Origin of the sequence: Carnobacterium iners (assembly GCF_900177385.1) — a bacterium.
GTDB classification, from domain to species: domain Bacteria; phylum Bacillota; class Bacilli; order Lactobacillales; family Carnobacteriaceae; genus Carnobacterium_A; species Carnobacterium_A iners.
In genome coordinates this window covers 1-22,130 of the sequence record NZ_FXBJ01000001.1, presented here as the reverse complement: position 1 = coordinate 22,130, position 22,130 = coordinate 1, and the positions used below count along the sequence as shown (strand labels likewise).

Here is a 22,130-nt window from a genome sequence, read left to right as displayed (position 1 = left end):
ATTTTTTTGAAAATCGACACGTATAAACGACAGCAGAAAAGCAGTCAGATCCATACCTGTTTACTGTCAATTTTGGGAAGAATTAAAATTGACAATTATTTAATAGTCTTACTTTTACCAATGGAATCGATAATTACTCCAAAGATTCCTCCACTAATTACTCCAAAGATAATAGTTGAAACCCAATTATCAAATGAAAAGTAACCCACTAGTGTCGTACTAACAATTGTTAGGAAAACAATATAATACTTATCTATAAAATTACCTTTTTTAATTTTCTTGTCTATAGATGAAACCATTGTTTTATCCCCTCTCAATAATTGATCCAAAGAAATATTTAACTCATCGGAAATTTTTAACAAAAGTTGAATATCAGGGTAATTTCTTCCTACTTCCCAATTTGAAACTGCGGCCCTTGTCACATCCAATCGTTCAGCAAGCTCTTCCTGAGTAATATTCAATTCAGTTCTTCTTTTTTTTATTTCATGACTGATTTCCATTAACAATCTCCTTTAAACGAAGTTAATCATTCTTACTCCTTTTGTACAAGCTAGGGATTCTATCGTCCGTTTGATAAGGATGATAGAATCTGTGTCATTGTTTTAAACGCTACGTTTGTAAACCTTATATTTTTAAATCCAATAAATATTTTTAGACTAATACATGAAATTCTATAGAACCGTGTATCCCGAACCCTTTTATATCAGGATTCTTTTTTATCTATTTTTTTTATTTTTCAAAGACCAGCTAAAGCTAATTACAAAAAGTAAAAATGCGGCAATTCCTAAATACAAAAGAAGCCCTCCTTTTTTATAGTTCTGTTGATAATAACATATACCTAAGTTGTGATTGTTTCATACATGAAATCTTATAAAGTCATGGATGTATATATATTGCCTTTAAATACATTTCATTTGTATTGATAGTCAATCTTATTATATTGATTTTTCTTGATAATAGTGATAGAATAAAAGAGTAGAAAGGAGTGTTTAAGTTGACTACAAAAAATGTTCAAATACGCATGGAAAATGAATTAAAAGAAAAATCAGATGAACTGTTCAATAACTTAGGTACATCTACTAATGAGGCTATTAAGATCTTTTTAAGTACAGCTGTTAGGACTAATGGTTTTCCGTTTGAAATTACGCTAGATAAACCAAATACTGAGACTAAAAAAGCTATTGAAGAAGCTTATGCTATTCAAGATGGCAAGATTGAGGCTCAAGTATATGATACTGTAGATAACTTTATGAAAGATTTAAGGTCGTAGAGGATAATATGCTGAAACTAAGGAAAACCTCTTTATTTAAAAAGCAGTACAAGAAAATGATTAGTAGTGGTCGGTATAAAGAAGAAAATTTTGTAGAAATACTAAAAAAATTAGTGAATCAAGAACCATTAGATGAAAAACATAATGATCACTCTTTAGTAGGGCAAAAACGTCCTGTTAGAGAGTTACATATTAATCCTGATTGGCTTTTGATTTATTTAATTGATGATAAACAACTTATTCTTACGGTCGTTCAAACTGGAACTCATTCAGATTTATTTGGCCATAAGCAACAATTTTAAAACAGATGAAATTTCTTAGAAATATGTATCTAGAACCTTGTCTTGACAAGGTTCTTTTTTTGGATATTTACTTTTCTAAAAAATATTAGCTATTGTTATCATCATACTTAGACCAATATGGGGTTAGTTTTTTTTAGAATCACTAATTTGAATTTTTATAAATACATGAATTGACATAGAATCGTGTATTCAGATCCTTATTAAATCAAGACAATTTTTTTTAACTTAAAAGCAAAAAAATCGCAGGTAGTTATCAATGCGGGTACGCCCTACTAATAGTGTTTATTTATTTTTAAACGTGTTTAAGTCAAATAATAAGCGAAATGCGAAGCTAATACCCACTACAGAATAGATAAATGTTAAATCGTAATAAGTATTTTTGAATGCAAAACCATCAAATATAAAATATAAAAAAACTACCAAAATTATGACTATAAGATCTTGTATAATTCTTTTTTTGTTTTTTTCATAGTAAATACTCCTTCTTTTTTTGATATTTAGTTGATACATGAAATTAGATAAAATCGTGTATCCAGAACCCTTTAACAGCAGGGTTCTTTTTTTATGACCACGCTCAATACACGATTTTGCTTTAACCAGCGTTGTAATCGGCTATTCTTTTTTATTAAAGAGACGGCTGAAAATGCCTTTTTTCATTACTGGCTCACTAGGATCAACAAACTTAATCTTTGTTTCATTATCTGCAGGTATATCTAATTGCTTATTTTTTTCTTCTTCTGCAGTAAGTAATTTTTCTACCAATGTTTCTAACCTTTCAATATTATTTGTTTGTTTTTCCATAATTTCTACCTGCTTGTATACTACTGATATAACAGATAGTAGTGTTACATCAGATACAGCTTCCTCTGTATCTTCGACTGTAACACTACTATACCCTATAGAGAACAAAGCTTGATTTATAGCGTTATCTAGTGTTATATCAGTAGACTTTAGCGCTACTAACTGTTGTAGTAGTGTTATATCAGTAAGAGAATATAATCGATGATTTTTTTTGTTTCGATAGAAATATTTCCCGTCAGGTGACTGCTTATCAATTAAAGATACGTATTTTCTAAGGGCGGATTCTGATAAATCAACCTTTTCAAGCACTTCAGAGAATGCAAACATTTCTTTTCCTTCTATCTCTTTCAATATTTGAACCTCCTCAAAATACTTTTAGAATAGACTTTTAAGGTGCTATAGTACTGATATAGTAGCATGTTATTTTGTCCAGTCATCTAAGGGAACTTTTTGTAAGTTATTATCAATAAGATTAATGTTTTTAATAAAATGGTTGCGAATATCTACTTGTACAACTTTTCGTCCACGGTTAGCAGTAAACATTTCTAATTCCATATCATTTATTTTAAGATTAATTTCATTTATTGCTTTTTGAAACACGTTTTTATTAAGATCTTTAAAAGCATAACTTTCTGGAGCGCCAAGCCATTCTTTGAACTCGTCAGGAGTACCACTTAAAACTGTTTTTTTCTTGCCATAATCTTTATCAGCTTCACGCATTAACTTGTATAAAAGAATAGAATATTTACTATTTAGTTGAATTGTATCAAGAAGAAGATATTGAGTATAACTTTCTTTCAATGAAAGTAAATATGGAGCGAAATTTTGATTAATACGTAATTCGATTTGGCCATTTTCCCATACATCTATATCAGAAAACCAACCAGTAATAGTCATTTTTTTTTCTTGTTCGCTATAAATAAAGACGTCTTTTTTTCGCATTTCATTAATATTATTAACTATATCAGAATAATTTTTACCGCTTCGAGTAAGACCTAATATATTAGTAATTTCATACATAGACGTACGTACGATATTAAAGCTAGTATCAGAAGGTTTTATCTTAGAAATAACAAAATCCATAATTTTAAGTTGTCGAGCTGTTAAATCATGTCTTGCTTTAGTAATTAAATCATTATGCTCTACTACATAATAAAATTTTGAATCATCAAGGTCTTCAGTATTAAAATTTCTATCACTGGCCCACAAATCTAATTTACGCATAAAATACCTCCTTTTATATTAAGGTTAGTTTAACAATATAGAGGTTAAATAGCAATTCTTTTCTATAATAACTCCCCATAGGTGTACTTTACACTCCCCATAGGTGTACTTTACACTCCCCATAGGTGTACTTTACACTCCCCATAGGTGTACTTTACACTCCCCATTAACTCTCTTTATCCTTGGTGTTAAAGCATTAATAATTCATTAAGTACTTAGAAGTATTATTCAATTATTATATAAAGTAAAAAAAGAAACGTTTGTGTTTTGTGTTCCATATCATTAAATTATTACAAATAAAATATTTAACCGCAAAAGTGTTGCTAGTACAATATTGACTTAAAGACAAAGTGTCGTCTTTGAGTATTCTTGAAACGCAATAAAAATATCTATAAATATATTGAGTTTAGTATTTTTAGGAAAAGTGATAGACAAGATCAAGTGACAAAAGGAAACCTTGCTCCGCAAGCTAAAAAGCATTCTAAAAAGTCAAAAGAAGTCGCTACGCTCCATTTGCAATGAAAAGAGAGGGGAAGAGAAGGCTTTTTAGTAAAACGGCTTAAAAGCTTGTTTTGGCTAAGAATAAAACGAGTAAAGAGCTCACTTCGTTCGTGCAGGGCAAGCCCTACATACCCAAAGTCTAAAATCGTTAAAAAAAGATTGGTTAAATCGTTTGTAGTTCATTCACGTACAAATACGAGCATTTAGCTTTAAAGTTCGTTAAACCAACTCTAAAGGCTATTTAAAGTCGTTTTAAATGCAATATGTTTAAATTTGTTTCACTTATCCGTCTGATTTTTCTTACGAGAATAAAAAAATTGTCGTAAGAAAGGTTGAATGGGCAGGTAGACAAACGAAAGAAGAGCAAAAGCTAATGCAAAATAACTTAAAGTCATTAAGAAAGCACCAAAAGCTGTATGGAACACATTATTAAAAATAAACGTTATCGCTGCATAGGTAACAGCCAGTATCCAAAAAGTTTTTTTGTTCATTTCTAAACTCCTAATGGTTCATTTTCTTTAACTTGCTGCATTTCATTTTTAGTATGAATCAAGCGAATTTTCGTTTCAATTTCAGTAACGACCAGAAAGACAATTTGCAGGTATTTTTTCTTTTTTTATTTTTTAAAGAGGTGTTAACTAATTTTTAGAGGGAACTAGATCAGACTACTTTTTTATTTAACGAACGACTTCTGATTTTCAAATGTTAAAATCTTGTTTGGCAGGCAACGGGTATGTAGTCGCATTCCCCAAAACGTTGTTTTGACCTGATAGGAAGTTTCCTATAACCTTACGCTCTTTTATATTTATTTTTTCAAAATAAGTATAAAAGGTTGTTGTCGCTTTGCTCGATTTTTTTAAAAGAGAACAAAAATAAAAGAAGTATACGAAAGAAAAAAAGTTCTCCATTTTGCATCTTTATTATTCTTTATGCTCTATCTTTTTTTCTTTTTTTTTTGAAAGCATCTCTTTTTGTTCTGACCTCTTTTTAGATTTTAAACAAAGGGCGCACTTACACATCATCTTTTAAGATGATGTATGTTGCTTCCTGAAATCTAAAAAAGTATTTTAAAATGATCACGTAACCGTGTCGTTTTAAAATACTTTTTTGTGTGAAAATTCCTTCGGAATTTAAAAACTCGCTTTGCTCATGTCTAAAAATTTAAGTTTGATTCTCTCTATTTATCTAGTAAAATTGTAGTAGCAAAGACTAGAAGCAATAACGGTTGATTAGTGGTCCAGTCACTCGTTATTCTTCAAGAAGCTAATGGGAAAAGCTTTTTGGAGCTAGTTTTTTTGCTTTTAACCCGTAAATAGGAAGCGAGCACCAGTAAACATCTGGTATAGCCTGTTATACCAAAATAAATTTTGGTCAGGCTCTGCGAGGCAAAAACCGTCTGTTCTCTCTGTCCCTTTTTTCGCCTTTAGGCTGAAAAGGATCGTCGTAAACAGGCCCGAAAAACGACGGTATTCCCGTCTGTTTTTTTCGGGCAAAATAAAAAAAATCCCCTTCGCCTTTTTGGCAGGGGACTTTTCTTTAAAAAAAGAGATGAAAAGCAAGAGAAAAAACACGTTAAAAGTGTCATACATATGTATACATTATGTATGACAAGTGTAACACATATGTGTACATATGTCATACACGACCTCTTGCAAACGCCGGTATAACAGTCTTTTGAAGAGGGGTAAGAAAAGGCCGTTTTTCGCCTTCTAGGCGCCTGGTTTTATTTTTGAGATTCGTCAGGCACAGCCTGACACGTCAACGTTTTGAAGCGGAGCGGAAAACCGGCAGGCGCCTGAATCTCTTTATGCTCTCCTTAAAACCTACTGATTTGAATTTTTAAAATAGTTTTTTTGTAGCAAGGATATTTTTTTGAAAATCGACACGTATAAACGACAGCAGAAAAGCAGTCAGATCCATACCTGTTTACTGTCAATTTTGGGAAGAATTAAAATTGACAATTATTTAATAGTCTTACTTTTACCAATGGAATCGATAATTACTCCAAAGATTCCTCCACTAATTACTCCAAAGATAATAGTTGAAACCCAATTATCAAATGAAAAGTAACCCACTAGTGTCGTACTAACAATTGTTAGGAAAACAATATAATACTTATCTATAAAATTACCTTTTTTAATTTTCTTGTCTATAGATGAAACCATTGTTTTATCCCCTCTCAATAATTGATCCAAAGAAATATTTAACTCATCGGAAATTTTTAACAAAAGTTGAATATCAGGGTAATTTCTTCCTACTTCCCAATTTGAAACTGCGGCCCTTGTCACATCCAATCGTTCAGCAAGCTCTTCCTGAGTAATATTCAATTCAGTTCTTCTTTTTTTTATTTCATGACTGATTTCCATTAACAATCTCCTTTAAACGAAGTTAATCATTCTTACTCCTTTTGTACAAGCTAGGGATTCTATCGTCCGTTTGATAAGGATGATAGAATCTGTGTCATTGTTTTAAACGCTACGTTTGTAAACCTTATATTTTTAAATCCAATAAATATTTTTAGACTAATACATGAAATTCTATAGAACCGTGTATCCCGAACCCTTTTATATCAGGATTCTTTTTTATCTATTTTTTTTATTTTTCAAAGACCAGCTAAAGCTAATTACAAAAAGTAAAAATGCGGCAATTCCTAAATACAAAAGAAGCCCTCCTTTTTTATAGTTCTGTTGATAATAACATATACCTAAGTTGTGATTGTTTCATACATGAAATCTTATAAAGTCATGGATGTATATATATTGCCTTTAAATACATTTCATTTGTATTGATAGTCAATCTTATTATATTGATTTTTCTTGATAATAGTGATAGAATAAAAGAGTAGAAAGGAGTGTTTAAGTTGACTACAAAAAATGTTCAAATACGCATGGAAAATGAATTAAAAGAAAAATCAGATGAACTGTTCAATAACTTAGGTACATCTACTAATGAGGCTATTAAGATCTTTTTAAGTACAGCTGTTAGGACTAATGGTTTTCCGTTTGAAATTACGCTAGATAAACCAAATACTGAGACTAAAAAAGCTATTGAAGAAGCTTATGCTATTCAAGATGGCAAGATTGAGGCTCAAGTATATGATACTGTAGATAACTTTATGAAAGATTTAAGGTCGTAGAGGATAATATGCTGAAACTAAGGAAAACCTCTTTATTTAAAAAGCAGTACAAGAAAATGATTAGTAGTGGTCGGTATAAAGAAGAAAATTTTGTAGAAATACTAAAAAAATTAGTGAATCAAGAACCATTAGATGAAAAACATAATGATCACTCTTTAGTAGGGCAAAAACGTCCTGTTAGAGAGTTACATATTAATCCTGATTGGCTTTTGATTTATTTAATTGATGATAAACAACTTATTCTTACGGTCGTTCAAACTGGAACTCATTCAGATTTATTTGGCCATAAGCAACAATTTTAAAACAGATGAAATTTCTTAGAAATATGTATCTAGAACCTTGTCTTGACAAGGTTCTTTTTTTGGATATTTACTTTTCTAAAAAATATTAGCTATTGTTATCATCATACTTAGACCAATATGGGGTTAGTTTTTTTTAGAATCACTAATTTGAATTTTTATAAATACATGAATTGACATAGAATCGTGTATTCAGATCCTTATTAAATCAAGACAATTTTTTTTAACTTAAAAGCAAAAAAATCGCAGGTAGTTATCAATGCGGGTACGCCCTACTAATAGTGTTTATTTATTTTTAAACGTGTTTAAGTCAAATAATAAGCGAAATGCGAAGCTAATACCCACTACAGAATAGATAAATGTTAAATCGTAATAAGTATTTTTGAATGCAAAACCATCAAATATAAAATATAAAAAAACTACCAAAATTATGACTATAAGATCTTGTATAATTCTTTTTTTGTTTTTTTCATAGTAAATACTCCTTCTTTTTTTGATATTTAGTTGATACATGAAATTAGATAAAATCGTGTATCCAGAACCCTTTAACAGCAGGGTTCTTTTTTTATGACCACGCTCAATACACGATTTTGCTTTAACCAGCGTTGTAATCGGCTATTCTTTTTTATTAAAGAGACGGCTGAAAATGCCTTTTTTCATTACTGGCTCACTAGGATCAACAAACTTAATCTTTGTTTCATTATCTGCAGGTATATCTAATTGCTTATTTTTTTCTTCTTCTGCAGTAAGTAATTTTTCTACCAATGTTTCTAACCTTTCAATATTATTTGTTTGTTTTTCCATAATTTCTACCTGCTTGTATACTACTGATATAACAGATAGTAGTGTTACATCAGATACAGCTTCCTCTGTATCTTCGACTGTAACACTACTATACCCTATAGAGAACAAAGCTTGATTTATAGCGTTATCTAGTGTTATATCAGTAGACTTTAGCGCTACTAACTGTTGTAGTAGTGTTATATCAGTAAGAGAATATAATCGATGATTTTTTTTGTTTCGATAGAAATATTTCCCGTCAGGTGACTGCTTATCAATTAAAGATACGTATTTTCTAAGGGCGGATTCTGATAAATCAACCTTTTCAAGCACTTCAGAGAATGCAAACATTTCTTTTCCTTCTATCTCTTTCAATATTTGAACCTCCTCAAAATACTTTTAGAATAGACTTTTAAGGTGCTATAGTACTGATATAGTAGCATGTTATTTTGTCCAGTCATCTAAGGGAACTTTTTGTAAGTTATTATCAATAAGATTAATGTTTTTAATAAAATGGTTGCGAATATCTACTTGTACAACTTTTCGTCCACGGTTAGCAGTAAACATTTCTAATTCCATATCATTTATTTTAAGATTAATTTCATTTATTGCTTTTTGAAACACGTTTTTATTAAGATCTTTAAAAGCATAACTTTCTGGAGCGCCAAGCCATTCTTTGAACTCGTCAGGAGTACCACTTAAAACTGTTTTTTTCTTGCCATAATCTTTATCAGCTTCACGCATTAACTTGTATAAAAGAATAGAATATTTACTATTTAGTTGAATTGTATCAAGAAGAAGATATTGAGTATAACTTTCTTTCAATGAAAGTAAATATGGAGCGAAATTTTGATTAATACGTAATTCGATTTGGCCATTTTCCCATACATCTATATCAGAAAACCAACCAGTAATAGTCATTTTTTTTTCTTGTTCGCTATAAATAAAGACGTCTTTTTTTCGCATTTCATTAATATTATTAACTATATCAGAATAATTTTTACCGCTTCGAGTAAGACCTAATATATTAGTAATTTCATACATAGACGTACGTACGATATTAAAGCTAGTATCAGAAGGTTTTATCTTAGAAATAACAAAATCCATAATTTTAAGTTGTCGAGCTGTTAAATCATGTCTTGCTTTAGTAATTAAATCATTATGCTCTACTACATAATAAAATTTTGAATCATCAAGGTCTTCAGTATTAAAATTTCTATCACTGGCCCACAAATCTAATTTACGCATAAAATACCTCCTTTTATATTAAGGTTAGTTTAACAATATAGAGGTTAAATAGCAATTCTTTTCTATAATAACTCCCCATAGGTGTACTTTACACTCCCCATAGGTGTACTTTACACTCCCCATAGGTGTACTTTACACTCCCCATAGGTGTACTTTACACTCCCCATTAACTCTCTTTATCCTTGGTGTTAAAGCATTAATAATTCATTAAGTACTTAGAAGTATTATTCAATTATTATATAAAGTAAAAAAAGAAACGTTTGTGTTTTGTGTTCCATATCATTAAATTATTACAAATAAAATATTTAACCGCAAAAGTGTTGCTAGTACAATATTGACTTAAAGACAAAGTGTCGTCTTTGAGTATTCTTGAAACGCAATAAAAATATCTATAAATATATTGAGTTTAGTATTTTTAGGAAAAGTGATAGACAAGATCAAGTGACAAAAGGAAACCTTGCTCCGCAAGCTAAAAAGCATTCTAAAAAGTCAAAAGAAGTCGCTACGCTCCATTTGCAATGAAAAGAGAGGGGAAGAGAAGGCTTTTTAGTAAAACGGCTTAAAAGCTTGTTTTGGCTAAGAATAAAACGAGTAAAGAGCTCACTTCGTTCGTGCAGGGCAAGCCCTACATACCCAAAGTCTAAAATCGTTAAAAAAAGATTGGTTAAATCGTTTGTAGTTCATTCACGTACAAATACGAGCATTTAGCTTTAAAGTTCGTTAAACCAACTCTAAAGGCTATTTAAAGTCGTTTTAAATGCAATATGTTTAAATTTGTTTCACTTATCCGTCTGATTTTTCTTACGAGAATAAAAAAATTGTCGTAAGAAAGGTTGAATGGGCAGGTAGACAAACGAAAGAAGAGCAAAAGCTAATGCAAAATAACTTAAAGTCATTAAGAAAGCACCAAAAGCTGTATGGAACACATTATTAAAAATAAACGTTATCGCTGCATAGGTAACAGCCAGTATCCAAAAAGTTTTTTTGTTCATTTCTAAACTCCTAATGGTTCATTTTCTTTAACTTGCTGCATTTCATTTTTAGTATGAATCAAGCGAATTTTCGTTTCAATTTCAGTAACGACCAGAAAGACAATTTGCAGGTATTTTTTCTTTTTTTATTTTTTAAAGAGGTGTTAACTAATTTTTAGAGGGAACTAGATCAGACTACTTTTTTATTTAACGAACGACTTCTGATTTTCAAATGTTAAAATCTTGTTTGGCAGGCAACGGGTATGTAGTCGCATTCCCCAAAACGTTGTTTTGACCTGATAGGAAGTTTCCTATAACCTTACGCTCTTTTATATTTATTTTTTTCAAAATAAGTATAAAAGGTTGTTGTCGCTTTGCTCGATTTTTTTAAAAGAGAACAAAAATAAAAGAAGTATACGAAAGAAAAAAAGTTCTCCATTTTGCATCTTTATTATTCTTTATGCTCTATCTTTTTTTCTTTTTTTTTTTGAAAGCATCTCTTTTTGTTCTGACCTCTTTTTAGATTTTAAACAAAGGGCGCACTTACACATCATCTTTTAAGATGATGTATGTTGCTTCCTGAAATCTAAAAAAGTATTTTAAAATGATCACGTAACCGTGTCGTTTTAAAATACTTTTTTGTGTGAAAATTCCTTCGGAATTTAAAAACTCGCTTTGCTCATGTCTAAAAATTTAAGTTTGATTCTCTCTATTTATCTAGTAAAATTGTAGTAGCAAAGACTAGAAGCAATAACGGTTGATTAGTGGTCCAGTCACTCGTTATTCTTCAAGAAGCTAATGGGAAAAGCTTTTTGGAGCTAGTTTTTTTGCTTTTAACCCGTAAATAGGAAGCGAGCACCAGTAAACATCTGGTATAGCCTGTTATACCAAAATAAATTTTGGTCAGGCTCTGCGAGGCAAAAACCGTCTGTTCTCTCTGTCCCTTTTTTCGCCTTTAGGCTGAAAAGGATCGTCGTAAACAGGCCCGAAAAACGACGGTATTCCCGTCTGTTTTTTTCGGGCAAAATAAAAAAAATCCCCTTCGCCTTTTTGGCAGGGGACTTTTCTTTAAAAAAAGAGATGAAAAGCAAGAGAAAAAACACGTTAAAAGTGTCATACATATGTATACATTATGTATGACAAGTGTAACACATATGTGTACATATGTCATACACGACCTCTTGCAAACGCCGGTATAACAGTCTTTTGAAGAGGGGTAAGAAAAGGCCGTTTTTCGCCTTCTAGGCGCCTGGTTTTATTTTTGAGATTCGTCAGGCACAGCCTGACACGTCAACGTTTTGAAGCGGAGCGGAAAACCGGCAGGCGCCTGAATCTCTTTATGCTCTCCTTAAAACCTACTGATTTGAATTTTTAAAATAGTTTTTTTGTAGCAAGGATATTTTTTTGAAAATCGACACGTATAAACGACAGCAGAAAAGCAGTCAGATCCATACCTGTTTACTGTCAATTTTGGGAAGAATTAAAATTGACAATTATTTAATAGTCTTACTTTTACCAATGGAATCGATAATTACTCCAAAGATTCCTCCACTAATTACTCCAAAGATAATAGTTGAAACCCAATTATCAAATGAAAAGTAACCCACTAGTGTCGTACTAACAATTGTTAGGAAAACAATATAATACTTATCTATAAAATTACCTTTTTTAATTTTCTTGTCTATAGATGAAACCATTGTTTTATCCCCTCTCAATAATTGATCCAAAGAAATATTTAACTCATCGGAAATTTTTAACAAAAGTTGAATATCAGGGTAATTTCTTCCTACTTCCCAATTTGAAACTGCGGCCCTTGTCACATCCAATCGTTCAGCAAGCTCTTCCTGAGTAATATTCAATTCAGTTCTTCTTTTTTTTATTTCATGACTGATTTCCATTAACAATCTCCTTTAAACGAAGTTAATCATTCTTACTCCTTTTGTACAAGCTAGGGATTCTATCGTCCGTTTGATAAGGATGATAGAATCTGTGTCATTGTTTTAAACGCTACGTTTGTAAACCTTATATTTTTAAATCCAATAAATATTTTTAGACTAATACATGAAATTCTATAGAACCGTGTATCCCGAACCCTTTTATATCAGGATTCTTTTTTATCTATTTTTTTTATTTTTCAAAGACCAGCTAAAGCTAATTACAAAAAGTAAAAATGCGGCAATTCCTAAATACAAAAGAAGCCCTCCTTTTTTATAGTTCTGTTGATAATAACATATACCTAAGTTGTGATTGTTTCATACATGAAATCTTATAAAGTCATGGATGTATATATATTGCCTTTAAATACATTTCATTTGTATTGATAGTCAATCTTATTATATTGATTTTTCTTGATAATAGTGATAGAATAAAAGAGTAGAAAGGAGTGTTTAAGTTGACTACAAAAAATGTTCAAATACGCATGGAAAATGAATTAAAAGAAAAATCAGATGAACTGTTCAATAACTTAGGTACATCTACTAATGAGGCTATTAAGATCTTTTTAAGTACAGCTGTTAGGACTAATGGTTTTCCGTTTGAAATTACGCTAGATAAACCAAATACTGAGACTAAAAAAGCTATTGAAGAAGCTTATGCTATTCAAGATGGCAAGATTGAGGCTCAAGTATATGATACTGTAGATAACTTTATGAAAGATTTAAGGTCGTAGAGGATAATATGCTGAAACTAAGGAAAACCTCTTTATTTAAAAAGCAGTACAAGAAAATGATTAGTAGTGGTCGGTATAAAGAAGAAAATTTTGTAGAAATACTAAAAAAATTAGTGAATCAAGAACCATTAGATGAAAAACATAATGATCACTCTTTAGTAGGGCAAAAACGTCCTGTTAGAGAGTTACATATTAATCCTGATTGGCTTTTGATTTATTTAATTGATGATAAACAACTTATTCTTACGGTCGTTCAAACTGGAACTCATTCAGATTTATTTGGCCATAAGCAACAATTTTAAAACAGATGAAATTTCTTAGAAATATGTATCTAGAACCTTGTCTTGACAAGGTTCTTTTTTGGATATTTACTTTTCTAAAAAATATTAGCTATTGTTATCATCATACTTAGACCAATATGGGGTTAGTTTTTTTTAGAATCACTAATTTGAATTTTTATAAATACATGAATTGACATAGAATCGTGTATTCAGATCCTTATTAAATCAAGACAATTTTTTTTAACTTAAAAGCAAAAAAATCGCAGGTAGTTATCAATGCGGGTACGCCCTACTAATAGTGTTTATTTATTTTTAAACGTGTTTAAGTCAAATAATAAGCGAAATGCGAAGCTAATACCCACTACAGAATAGATAAATGTTAAATCGTAATAAGTATTTTTGAATGCAAAACCATCAAATATAAAATATAAAAAAACTACCAAAATTATGACTATAAGATCTTGTATAATTCTTTTTTTGTTTTTTTCATAGTAAATACTCCTTCTTTTTTTGATATTTAGTTGATACATGAAATTAGATAAAATCGTGTATCCAGAACCCTTTAACAGCAGGGTTCTTTTTTTATGACCACGCTCAATACACGATTTTGCTTTAACCAGCGTTGTAATCGGCTATTCTTTTTTATTAAAGAGACGGCTGAAAATGCCTTTTTTCATTACTGGCTCACTAGGATCAACAAACTTAATCTTTGTTTCATTATCTGCAGGTATATCTAATTGCTTATTTTTTTCTTCTTCTGCAGTAAGTAATTTTTCTACCAATGTTTCTAACCTTTCAATATTATTTGTTTGTTTTTCCATAATTTCTACCTGCTTGTATACTACTGATATAACAGATAGTAGTGTTACATCAGATACAGCTTCCTCTGTATCTTCGACTGTAACACTACTATACCCTATAGAGAACAAAGCTTGATTTATAGCGTTATCTAGTGTTATATCAGTAGACTTTAGCGCTACTAACTGTTGTAGTAGTGTTATATCAGTAAGAGAATATAATCGATGATTTTTTTTGTTTCGATAGAAATATTTCCCGTCAGGTGACTGCTTATCAATTAAAGATACGTATTTTCTAAGGGCGGATTCTGATAAATCAACCTTTTCAAGCACTTCAGAGAATGCAAACATTTCTTTTCCTTCTATCTCTTTCAATATTTGAACCTCCTCAAAATACTTTTAGAATAGACTTTTAAGGTGCTATAGTACTGATATAGTAGCATGTTATTTTGTCCAGTCATCTAAGGGAACTTTTTGTAAGTTATTATCAATAAGATTAATGTTTTTAATAAAATGGTTGCGAATATCTACTTGTACAACTTTTCGTCCACGGTTAGCAGTAAACATTTCTAATTCCATATCATTTATTTTAAGATTAATTTCATTTATTGCTTTTTGAAACACGTTTTTATTAAGATCTTTAAAAGCATAACTTTCTGGAGCGCCAAGCCATTCTTTGAACTCGTCAGGAGTACCACTTAAAACTGTTTTTTTCTTGCCATAATCTTTATCAGCTTCACGCATTAACTTGTATAAAAGAATAGAATATTTACTATTTAGTTGAATTGTATCAAGAAGAAGATATTGAGTATAACTTTCTTTCAATGAAAGTAAATATGGAGCGAAATTTTGATTAATACGTAATTCGATTTGGCCATTTTCCCATACATCTATATCAGAAAACCAACCAGTAATAGTCATTTTTTTTTCTTGTTCGCTATAAATAAAGACGTCTTTTTTTCGCATTTCATTAATATTATTAACTATATCAGAATAATTTTTACCGCTTCGAGTAAGACCTAATATATTAGTAATTTCATACATAGACGTACGTACGATATTAAAGCTAGTATCAGAAGGTTTTATCTTAGAAATAACAAAATCCATAATTTTAAGTTGTCGAGCTGTTAAATCATGTCTTGCTTTAGTAATTAAATCATTATGCTCTACTACATAATAAAATTTTGAATCATCAAGGTCTTCAGTATTAAAATTTCTATCACTGGCCCACAAATCTAATTTACGCATAAAATACCTCCTTTTATATTAAGGTTAGTTTAACAATATAGAGGTTAAATAGCAATTCTTTTCTATAATAACTCCCCATAGGTGTACTTTACACTCCCCATAGGTGTACTTTACACTCCCCATAGGTGTACTTTACACTCCCCATAGGTGTACTTTACACTCCCCATTAACTCTCTTTATCCTTGGTGTTAAAGCATTAATAATTCATTAAGTACTTAGAAGTATTATTCAATTATTATATAAAGTAAAAAAAGAAACGTTTGTGTTTTGTGTTCCATATCATTAAATTATTACAAATAAAATATTTAACCGCAAAAGTGTTGCTAGTACAATATTGACTTAAAGACAAAGTGTCGTCTTTGAGTATTCTTGAAACGCAATAAAAATATCTATAAATATATTGAGTTTAGTATTTTTAGGAAAAGTGATAGACAAGATCAAGTGACAAAAGGAAACCTTGCTCCGCAAGCTAAAAAGCATTCTAAAAAGTCAAAAGAAGTCGCTACGCTCCATTTGCAATGAAAAGAGAGGGGAAGAGAAGGCTTTTTAGTAAAACGGCTTAAAAGCTTGTTTTGGCTAAGAATAAAACGAGTAAAGAGCTCACTTCGTTCGTGCAGGGCAAGCCCTACATACCCAAAGTCTAAAATCGTTAAAAAAAGATTGGTTAAATCGTTTGTAGTTCATTCACGTACAAATACGAGCATTTAGCTTTAAAGTTCGTTAAACCAACTCTAAAGGCTATTTAAAGTCGTTTTAAATGCAATATGTTTAAATTTGTTTCACTTATCCGTCTGATTTTTCTTACGAGAATAAAAAAATTGTCGTAAGAAAGGTTGAATGGGCAGGTAGACAAACGAAAGAAGAGCAAAAGCTAATGCAAAATAACTTAAAGTCATTAAGAAAGCACCAAAAGCTGTATGGAACACATTATTAAAAATAAACGTTATCGCTGCATAGGTAACAGCCAGTATCCAAAAAGTTTTTTTGTTCATTTCTAAACTCCTAATGGTTCATTTTCTTTAACTTGCTGCATTTCATTTTTAGTATGAATCAAGCGAATTTTCGTTTCAATTTCAGTAACGACCAGAAAGACAATTTGCAGGTATTTTTTCTTTTTTTATTTTTTAAAGAGGTGTTAACTAATTTTTAGAGGGAACTAGATCAGACTACTTTTTTATTTAACGAACGACTTCTGATTTTCAAATGTTAAAATCTTGTTTGGCAGGCAACGGGTATGTAGTCGCATTCCCCAAAACGTTGTTTTGACCTGATAGGAAGTTTCCTATAACCTTACGCTCTTTTATATTTATTTTTTTCAAAATAAGTATAAAAGGTTGTTGTCGCTTTGCTCGATTTTTTTAAAAGAGAACAAAAATAAAAGAAGTATACGAAAGAAAAAAAGTTCTCCATTTTGCATCTTTATTATTCTTTATGCTCTATCTTTTTTTCTTTTTTTTTTTGAAAGCATCTCTTTTTGTTCTGACCTCTTTTTAGATTTTAAACAAAGGGCGCACTTACACATCATCTTTTAAGATGATGTATGTTGCTTCCTGAAATCTAAAAAAGTATTTTAAAATGATCACGTAACCGTGTCGTTTTAAAATACTTTTTTGTGTGAAAATTCCTTCGGAATTTAAAAACTCGCTTTGCTCATGTCTAAAAATTTAAGTTTGATTCTCTCTATTTATCTAGTAAAATTGTAGTAGCAAAGACTAGAAGCAATAACGGTTGATTAGTGGTCCAGTCACTCGTTATTCTTCAAGAAGCTAATGGGAAAAGCTTTTTGGAGCTAGTTTTTTTGCTTTTAACCCGTAAATAGGAAGCGAGCACCAGTAAACATCTGGTATAGCCTGTTATACCAAAATAAATTTTGGTCAGGCTCTGCGAGGCAAAAACCGTCTGTTCTCTCTGTCCCTTTTTTCGCCTTTAGGCTGAAAAGGATCGTCGTAAACAGGCCCGAAAAACGACGGTATTCCCGTCTGTTTTTTTCGGGCAAAATAAAAAAAATCCCCTTCGCCTTTTTGGCAGGGGACTTTTCTTTAAAAAAAGAGATGAAAAGCAAGAGAAAAAACACGTTAAAAGTGTCATACATATGTATACATTATGTATGACAAGTGTAACACATATGTGTACATATGTCATACACGACCTCTTGCAAACGCCGGTATAACAGTCTTTTGAAGAGGGGTAAGAAAAGGCCGTTTTTCGCCTTCTAGGCGCCTGGTTTTATTTTTGAGATTCGTCAGGCACAGCCTGACACGTCAACGTTTTGAAGCGGAGCGGAAAACCGGCAGGCGCCTGAATCTCTTTATGCTCTCCTTAAAACCTACTGATTTGAATTTTTAAAATAGTTTTTTTGTAGCAAGGATATTTTTTTGAAAATCGACACGTATAAACGACAGCAGAAAAGCAGTCAGATCCATACCTGTTTACTGTCAATTTTGGGAAGAATTAAAATTGACAATTATTTAATAGTCTTACTTTTACCAATGGAATCGATAATTACTCCAAAGATTCCTCCACTAATTACTCCAAAGATAATAGTTGAAACCCAATTATCAAATGAAAAGTAACCCACTAGTGTCGTACTAACAATTGTTAGGAAAACAATATAATACTTATCTATAAAATTACCTTTTTTAATTTTCTTGTCTATAGATGAAACCATTGTTTTATCCCCTCTCAATAATTGATCCAAAGAAATATTTAACTCATCGGAAATTTTTAACAAAAGTTGAATATCAGGGTAATTTCTTCCTACTTCCCAATTTGAAACTGCGGCCCTTGTCACATCCAATCGTTCAGCAAGCTCTTCCTGAGTAATATTCAATTCAGTTCTTCTTTTTTTTATTTCATGACTGATTTCCATTAACAATCTCCTTTAAACGAAGTTAATCATTCTTACTCCTTTTGTACAAGCTAGGGATTCTATCGTCCGTTTGATAAGGATGATAGAATCTGTGTCATTGTTTTAAACGCTACGTTTGTAAACCTTATATTTTTAAATCCAATAAATATTTTTAGACTAATACATGAAATTCTATAGAACCGTGTATCCCGAACCCTTTTATATCAGGATTCTTTTTTATCTATTTTTTTTATTTTTCAAAGACCAGCTAAAGCTAATTACAAAAAGTAAAAATGCGGCAATTCCTAAATACAAAAGAAGCCCTCCTTTTTTATAGTTCTGTTGATAATAACATATACCTAAGTTGTGATTGTTTCATACATGAAATCTTATAAAGTCATGGATGTATATATATTGCCTTTAAATACATTTCATTTGTATTGATAGTCAATCTTATTATATTGATTTTTCTTGATAATAGTGATAGAATAAAAGAGTAGAAAGGAGTGTTTAAGTTGACTACAAAAAATGTTCAAATACGCATGGAAAATGAATTAAAAGAAAAATCAGATGAACTGTTCAATAACTTAGGTACATCTACTAATGAGGCTATTAAGATCTTTTTAAGTACAGCTGTTAGGACTAATGGTTTTCCGTTTGAAATTACGCTAGATAAACCAAATACTGAGACTAAAAAAGCTATTGAAGAAGCTTATGCTATTCAAGATGGCAAGATTGAGGCTCAAGTATATGATACTGTAGATAACTTTATGAAAGATTTAAGGTCGTAGAGGATAATATGCTGAAACTAAGGAAAACCTCTTTATTTAAAAAGCAGTACAAGAAAATGATTAGTAGTGGTCGGTATAAAGAAGAAAATTTTGTAGAAATACTAAAAAAATTAGTGAATCAAGAACCATTAGATGAAAAACATAATGATCACTCTTTAGTAGGGCAAAAACGTCCTGTTAGAGAGTTACATATTAATCCTGATTGGCTTTTGATTTATTTAATTGATGATAAACAACTTATTCTTACGGTCGTTCAAACTGGAACTCATTCAGATTTATTTGGCCATAAGCAACAATTTTAAAACAGATGAAATTTCTTAGAAATATGTATCTAGAACCTTGTCTTGACAAGGTTCTTTTTTTGGATATTTACTTTTCTAAAAAATATTAGCTATTGTTATCATCATACTTAGACCAATATGGGGTTAGTTTTTTTTAGAATCACTAATTTGAATTTTTATAAATACATGAATTGACATAGAATCGTGTATTCAGATCCTTATTAAATCAAGACAATTTTTTTTAACTTAAAAGCAAAAAAATCGCAGGTAGTTATCAATGCGGGTACGCCCTACTAATAGTGTTTATTTATTTTTAAACGTGTTTAAGTCAAATAATAAGCGAAATGCGAAGCTAATACCCACTACAGAATAGATAAATGTTAAATCGTAATAAGTATTTTTGAATGCAAAACCATCAAATATAAAATATAAAAAAACTACCAAAATTATGACTATAAGATCTTGTATAATTCTTTTTTTGTTTTTTTCATAGTAAATACTCCTTCTTTTTTTGATATTTAGTTGATACATGAAATTAGATAAAATCGTGTATCCAGAACCCTTTAACAGCAGGGTTCTTTTTTTATGACCACGCTCAATACACGATTTTGCTTTAACCAGCGTTGTAATCGGCTATTCTTTTTTATTAAAGAGACGGCTGAAAATGCCTTTTTTCATTACTGGCTCACTAGGATCAACAAACTTAATCTTTGTTTCATTATCTGCAGGTATATCTAATTGCTTATTTTTTTCTTCTTCTGCAGTAAGTAATTTTTCTACCAATGTTTCTAACCTTTCAATATTATTTGTTTGTTTTTCCATAATTTCTACCTGCTTGTATACTACTGATATAACAGATAGTAGTGTTACATCAGATACAGCTTCCTCTGTATCTTCGACTGTAACACTACTATACCCTATAGAGAACAAAGCTTGATTTATAGCGTTATCTAGTGTTATATCAGTAGACTTTAGCGCTACTAACTGTTGTAGTAGTGTTATATCAGTAAGAGAATATAATCGATGATTTTTTTTGTTTCGATAGAAATATTTCCCGTCAGGTGACTGCTTATCAATTAAAGATACGTATTTTCTAAGGGCGGATTCTGATAAATCAACCTTTTCAAGCACTTCAGAGAATGCAAACATTTCTTTTCCTTCTATCTCTTTCAATATTTGAACCTCCTCAAAATACTTTTAGAATAGACTTTTAAGGTGCTATAGTACTGATATAGTAGCATGTTATTTTGTCCAGTCATCTAAGGGAACTTTTTGTAAGTTATTATCAATAAGATTAATGTTTTTAATAAAATGGTTGCGAATATCTACTTGTACAACTTTTCGTCCACGGTTAGCAGTAAACATTTCTAATTCCATATCATTTATTTTAAGATTAATTTCATTTATTGCTTTTTGAAACACGTTTTTATTAAGATCTTTAAAAGCATAACTTTCTGGAGCGCCAAGCCATTCTTTGAACTCGTCAGGAGTACCACTTAAAACTGTTTTTTTCTTGCCATAATCTTTATCAGCTTCACGCATTAACTTGTATAAAAGAATAGAATATTTACTATTTAGTTGAATTGTATCAAGAAGAAGATATTGAGTATAACTTTCTTTCAATGAAAGTAAATATGGAGCGAAATTTTGATTAATACGTAATTCGATTTGGCCATTTTCCCATACATCTATATCAGAAAACCAACCAGTAATAGTCATTTTTTTTTCTTGTTCGCTATAAATAAAGACGTCTTTTTTTCGCATTTCATTAATATTATTAACTATATCAGAATAATTTTTACCGCTTCGAGTAAGACCTAATATATTAGTAATTTCATACATAGACGTACGTACGATATTAAAGCTAGTATCAGAAGGTTTTATCTTAGAAATAACAAAATCCATAATTTTAAGTTGTCGAGCTGTTAAATCATGTCTTGCTTTAGTAATTAAATCATTATGCTCTACTACATAATAAAATTTTGAATCATCAAGGTCTTCAGTATTAAAATTTCTATCACTGGCCCACAAATCTAATTTACGCATAAAATACCTCCTTTTATATTAAGGTTAGTTTAACAATATAGAGGTTAAATAGCAATTCTTTTCTATAATAACTCCCCATAGGTGTACTTTACACTCCCCATAGGTGTACTTTACACTCCCCATAGGTGTACTTTACACTCCCCATAGGTGTACTTTACACTCCCCATTAACTCTCTTTATCCTTGGTGTTAAAGCATTAATAATTCATTAAGTACTTAGAAGTATTATTCAATTATTATATAAAGTAAAAAAAGAAACGTTTGTGTTTTGTGTTCCATATCATTAAATTATTACAAATAAAATATTTAACCGCAAAAGTGTTGCTAGTACAATATTGACTTAAAGACAAAGTGTCGTCTTTGAGTATTCTTGAAACGCAATAAAAATATCTATAAATATATTGAGTTTAGTATTTTTAGGAAAAGTGATAGACAAGATCAAGTGACAAAAGGAAACCTTGCTCCGCAAGCTAAAAAGCATTCTAAAAAGTCAAAAGAAGTCGCTACGCTCCATTTGCAATGAAAAGAGAGGGGAAGAGAAGGCTTTTTAGTAAAACGGCTTAAAAGCTTGTTTTGGCTAAGAATAAAACGAGTAAAGAGCTCACTTCGTTCGTGCAGGGCAAGCCCTACATACCCAAA

24 protein-coding genes are annotated in these 22,130 nt (G+C 30.6%); 8 read left to right on the top strand and 16 right to left on the bottom strand.

Annotated elements, in window-relative coordinates; translation table 11 throughout:
- Nucleotides 1-95: 95 nt before the first annotated feature.
- Entirely contained in the window at nt 96-500 is a 405-nt protein-coding gene (locus B9Y54_RS00115; RefSeq protein ID WP_085558453.1) for a helix-turn-helix domain-containing protein, read from the bottom strand.
- Between the two features lie 494 nt (nt 501-994).
- Between B9Y54_RS00115 and B9Y54_RS00110 the strand changes: the two genes are divergently transcribed.
- Nucleotides 995-1,270 (top strand): type II toxin-antitoxin system RelB/DinJ family antitoxin, encoded by a 276-nt coding sequence (locus B9Y54_RS00110; protein ID WP_085558452.1) that lies wholly within the window; start codon nt 995-997, stop codon nt 1,268-1,270.
- 8 nt (nt 1,271-1,278) lie between these two features.
- Nucleotides 1,279-1,572 (top strand): type II toxin-antitoxin system YafQ family toxin, encoded by a 294-nt coding sequence (locus tag B9Y54_RS00105; protein WP_085558451.1) that lies wholly within the window; start codon nt 1,279-1,281, stop codon nt 1,570-1,572.
- 612 nt (nt 1,573-2,184) lie between these two features.
- On the opposite strand, the gene B9Y54_RS00100 is transcribed toward B9Y54_RS00105, so the two are convergent.
- The 4 genes from B9Y54_RS00100 to B9Y54_RS00085 form a co-directional block, all read right to left on the bottom strand.
- On the bottom strand, nt 2,185-2,724 hold the full coding sequence (locus B9Y54_RS00100; RefSeq protein WP_085558450.1) for a MerR family transcriptional regulator: 540 nt from the start codon (nt 2,722-2,724) through the stop codon (nt 2,185-2,187).
- 69 nt (nt 2,725-2,793) lie between these two features.
- The gene (locus B9Y54_RS00095) at nt 2,794-3,597 is read right to left on the bottom strand and encodes a replication initiation protein (RefSeq protein ID WP_085558449.1); all 804 of its coding nucleotides are present in this window, start codon (nt 3,595-3,597) and stop codon (nt 2,794-2,796) included.
- A gap of 779 nt (nt 3,598-4,376) precedes the next feature.
- A complete protein-coding gene (locus B9Y54_RS00090; RefSeq protein WP_085558454.1) occupies nt 4,377-4,589 on the bottom strand; it encodes a hypothetical protein in 213 nt (70 codons plus the stop codon).
- A gap of 1,470 nt (nt 4,590-6,059) precedes the next feature.
- Nucleotides 6,060-6,464 carry a helix-turn-helix domain-containing protein gene (locus B9Y54_RS00085; RefSeq protein ID WP_085558453.1) on the bottom strand — a complete coding sequence of 135 codons (405 nt, stop codon included), beginning with the start codon at nt 6,462-6,464 and terminating at the stop codon, nt 6,060-6,062.
- Nucleotides 6,465-6,958: 494 nt separating this feature from the next.
- On the opposite strand from B9Y54_RS00085, the gene B9Y54_RS00080 reads away from it, so the two are divergent.
- Nucleotides 6,959-7,234 (top strand): type II toxin-antitoxin system RelB/DinJ family antitoxin, encoded by a 276-nt coding sequence (locus B9Y54_RS00080; RefSeq protein ID WP_085558452.1) that lies wholly within the window; start codon nt 6,959-6,961, stop codon nt 7,232-7,234.
- Nucleotides 7,235-7,242: 8 nt separating this feature from the next.
- Nucleotides 7,243-7,536: a type II toxin-antitoxin system YafQ family toxin gene (locus B9Y54_RS00075; protein WP_085558451.1), complete on the top strand. Its 294-nt coding sequence runs from the start codon at nt 7,243-7,245 to the stop codon at nt 7,534-7,536.
- 612 nt (nt 7,537-8,148) lie between these two features.
- Here the strand turns inward: B9Y54_RS00075 and B9Y54_RS00070 are convergent.
- From B9Y54_RS00070 to B9Y54_RS00055, 4 genes are all read right to left on the bottom strand, one after another.
- Complete coding sequence (locus B9Y54_RS00070) at nt 8,149-8,688, bottom strand: MerR family transcriptional regulator (RefSeq protein ID WP_085558450.1); 540 nt, start codon at nt 8,686-8,688, stop codon at nt 8,149-8,151.
- Nucleotides 8,689-8,757: 69 nt separating this feature from the next.
- Entirely contained in the window at nt 8,758-9,561 is an 804-nt protein-coding gene (locus tag B9Y54_RS00065; RefSeq protein ID WP_085558449.1) for a replication initiation protein, read from the bottom strand.
- Nucleotides 9,562-10,340: 779 nt separating this feature from the next.
- Nucleotides 10,341-10,553 carry a hypothetical protein gene (locus B9Y54_RS00060; RefSeq protein ID WP_085558454.1) on the bottom strand — a complete coding sequence of 71 codons (213 nt, stop codon included), beginning with the start codon at nt 10,551-10,553 and terminating at the stop codon, nt 10,341-10,343.
- Nucleotides 10,554-12,025: 1,472 nt separating this feature from the next.
- Nucleotides 12,026-12,430, bottom strand: coding sequence for a helix-turn-helix domain-containing protein (locus tag B9Y54_RS00055; RefSeq protein WP_085558453.1), 405 nt, complete (start codon nt 12,428-12,430; stop codon nt 12,026-12,028).
- Nucleotides 12,431-12,924: 494 nt separating this feature from the next.
- On the opposite strand from B9Y54_RS00055, the gene B9Y54_RS00050 reads away from it, so the two are divergent.
- Together B9Y54_RS00050 and B9Y54_RS00045 are read left to right on the top strand one after the other, a co-directional pair.
- A complete protein-coding gene (locus B9Y54_RS00050) occupies nt 12,925-13,200 on the top strand; it encodes a type II toxin-antitoxin system RelB/DinJ family antitoxin (RefSeq protein ID WP_085558452.1) in 276 nt (91 codons plus the stop codon).
- 8 nt (nt 13,201-13,208) lie between these two features.
- On the top strand, nt 13,209-13,502 hold the full coding sequence (locus tag B9Y54_RS00045; protein WP_085558451.1) for a type II toxin-antitoxin system YafQ family toxin: 294 nt from the start codon (nt 13,209-13,211) through the stop codon (nt 13,500-13,502).
- A gap of 611 nt (nt 13,503-14,113) precedes the next feature.
- Here the strand turns inward: B9Y54_RS00045 and B9Y54_RS00040 are convergent.
- From B9Y54_RS00040 to B9Y54_RS00025, 4 genes are all read right to left on the bottom strand, one after another.
- Entirely contained in the window at nt 14,114-14,653 is a 540-nt protein-coding gene (locus B9Y54_RS00040; RefSeq protein ID WP_085558450.1) for a MerR family transcriptional regulator, read from the bottom strand.
- Nucleotides 14,654-14,722: 69 nt separating this feature from the next.
- Nucleotides 14,723-15,526, bottom strand: coding sequence for a replication initiation protein (locus B9Y54_RS00035; RefSeq protein ID WP_085558449.1), 804 nt, complete (start codon nt 15,524-15,526; stop codon nt 14,723-14,725).
- Between the two features lie 779 nt (nt 15,527-16,305).
- Nucleotides 16,306-16,518 (bottom strand): hypothetical protein, encoded by a 213-nt coding sequence (locus tag B9Y54_RS00030; RefSeq protein WP_085558454.1) that lies wholly within the window; start codon nt 16,516-16,518, stop codon nt 16,306-16,308.
- Between the two features lie 1,472 nt (nt 16,519-17,990).
- Entirely contained in the window at nt 17,991-18,395 is a 405-nt protein-coding gene (locus B9Y54_RS00025; RefSeq protein WP_085558453.1) for a helix-turn-helix domain-containing protein, read from the bottom strand.
- Between the two features lie 494 nt (nt 18,396-18,889).
- Here B9Y54_RS00025 and B9Y54_RS00020 point away from each other — a divergent pair, with 494 nt between their 5' ends.
- Both B9Y54_RS00020 and B9Y54_RS00015 read left to right on the top strand, forming a co-directional pair.
- Nucleotides 18,890-19,165, top strand: coding sequence for a type II toxin-antitoxin system RelB/DinJ family antitoxin (locus B9Y54_RS00020; protein WP_085558452.1), 276 nt, complete (start codon nt 18,890-18,892; stop codon nt 19,163-19,165).
- An 8-nt stretch (nt 19,166-19,173) separates the two neighbouring features.
- Nucleotides 19,174-19,467, top strand: a complete 294-nt coding sequence (locus tag B9Y54_RS00015) for a type II toxin-antitoxin system YafQ family toxin (protein WP_085558451.1) — start codon at nt 19,174-19,176, stop codon at nt 19,465-19,467.
- 612 nt (nt 19,468-20,079) lie between these two features.
- Here the strand turns inward: B9Y54_RS00015 and B9Y54_RS00010 are convergent.
- The 3 genes from B9Y54_RS00010 to B9Y54_RS12570 form a co-directional block, all read right to left on the bottom strand.
- Nucleotides 20,080-20,619 carry a MerR family transcriptional regulator gene (locus B9Y54_RS00010; protein ID WP_085558450.1) on the bottom strand — a complete coding sequence of 180 codons (540 nt, stop codon included), beginning with the start codon at nt 20,617-20,619 and terminating at the stop codon, nt 20,080-20,082.
- Nucleotides 20,620-20,688: 69 nt separating this feature from the next.
- Nucleotides 20,689-21,492 carry a replication initiation protein gene (locus B9Y54_RS00005; protein WP_085558449.1) on the bottom strand — a complete coding sequence of 268 codons (804 nt, stop codon included), beginning with the start codon at nt 21,490-21,492 and terminating at the stop codon, nt 20,689-20,691.
- Nucleotides 21,493-21,929: 437 nt separating this feature from the next.
- The coding region (locus B9Y54_RS12570) for a hypothetical protein (RefSeq protein ID WP_234987753.1) at nt 21,930-22,130 on the bottom strand (201 nt) is incomplete at its 5' end.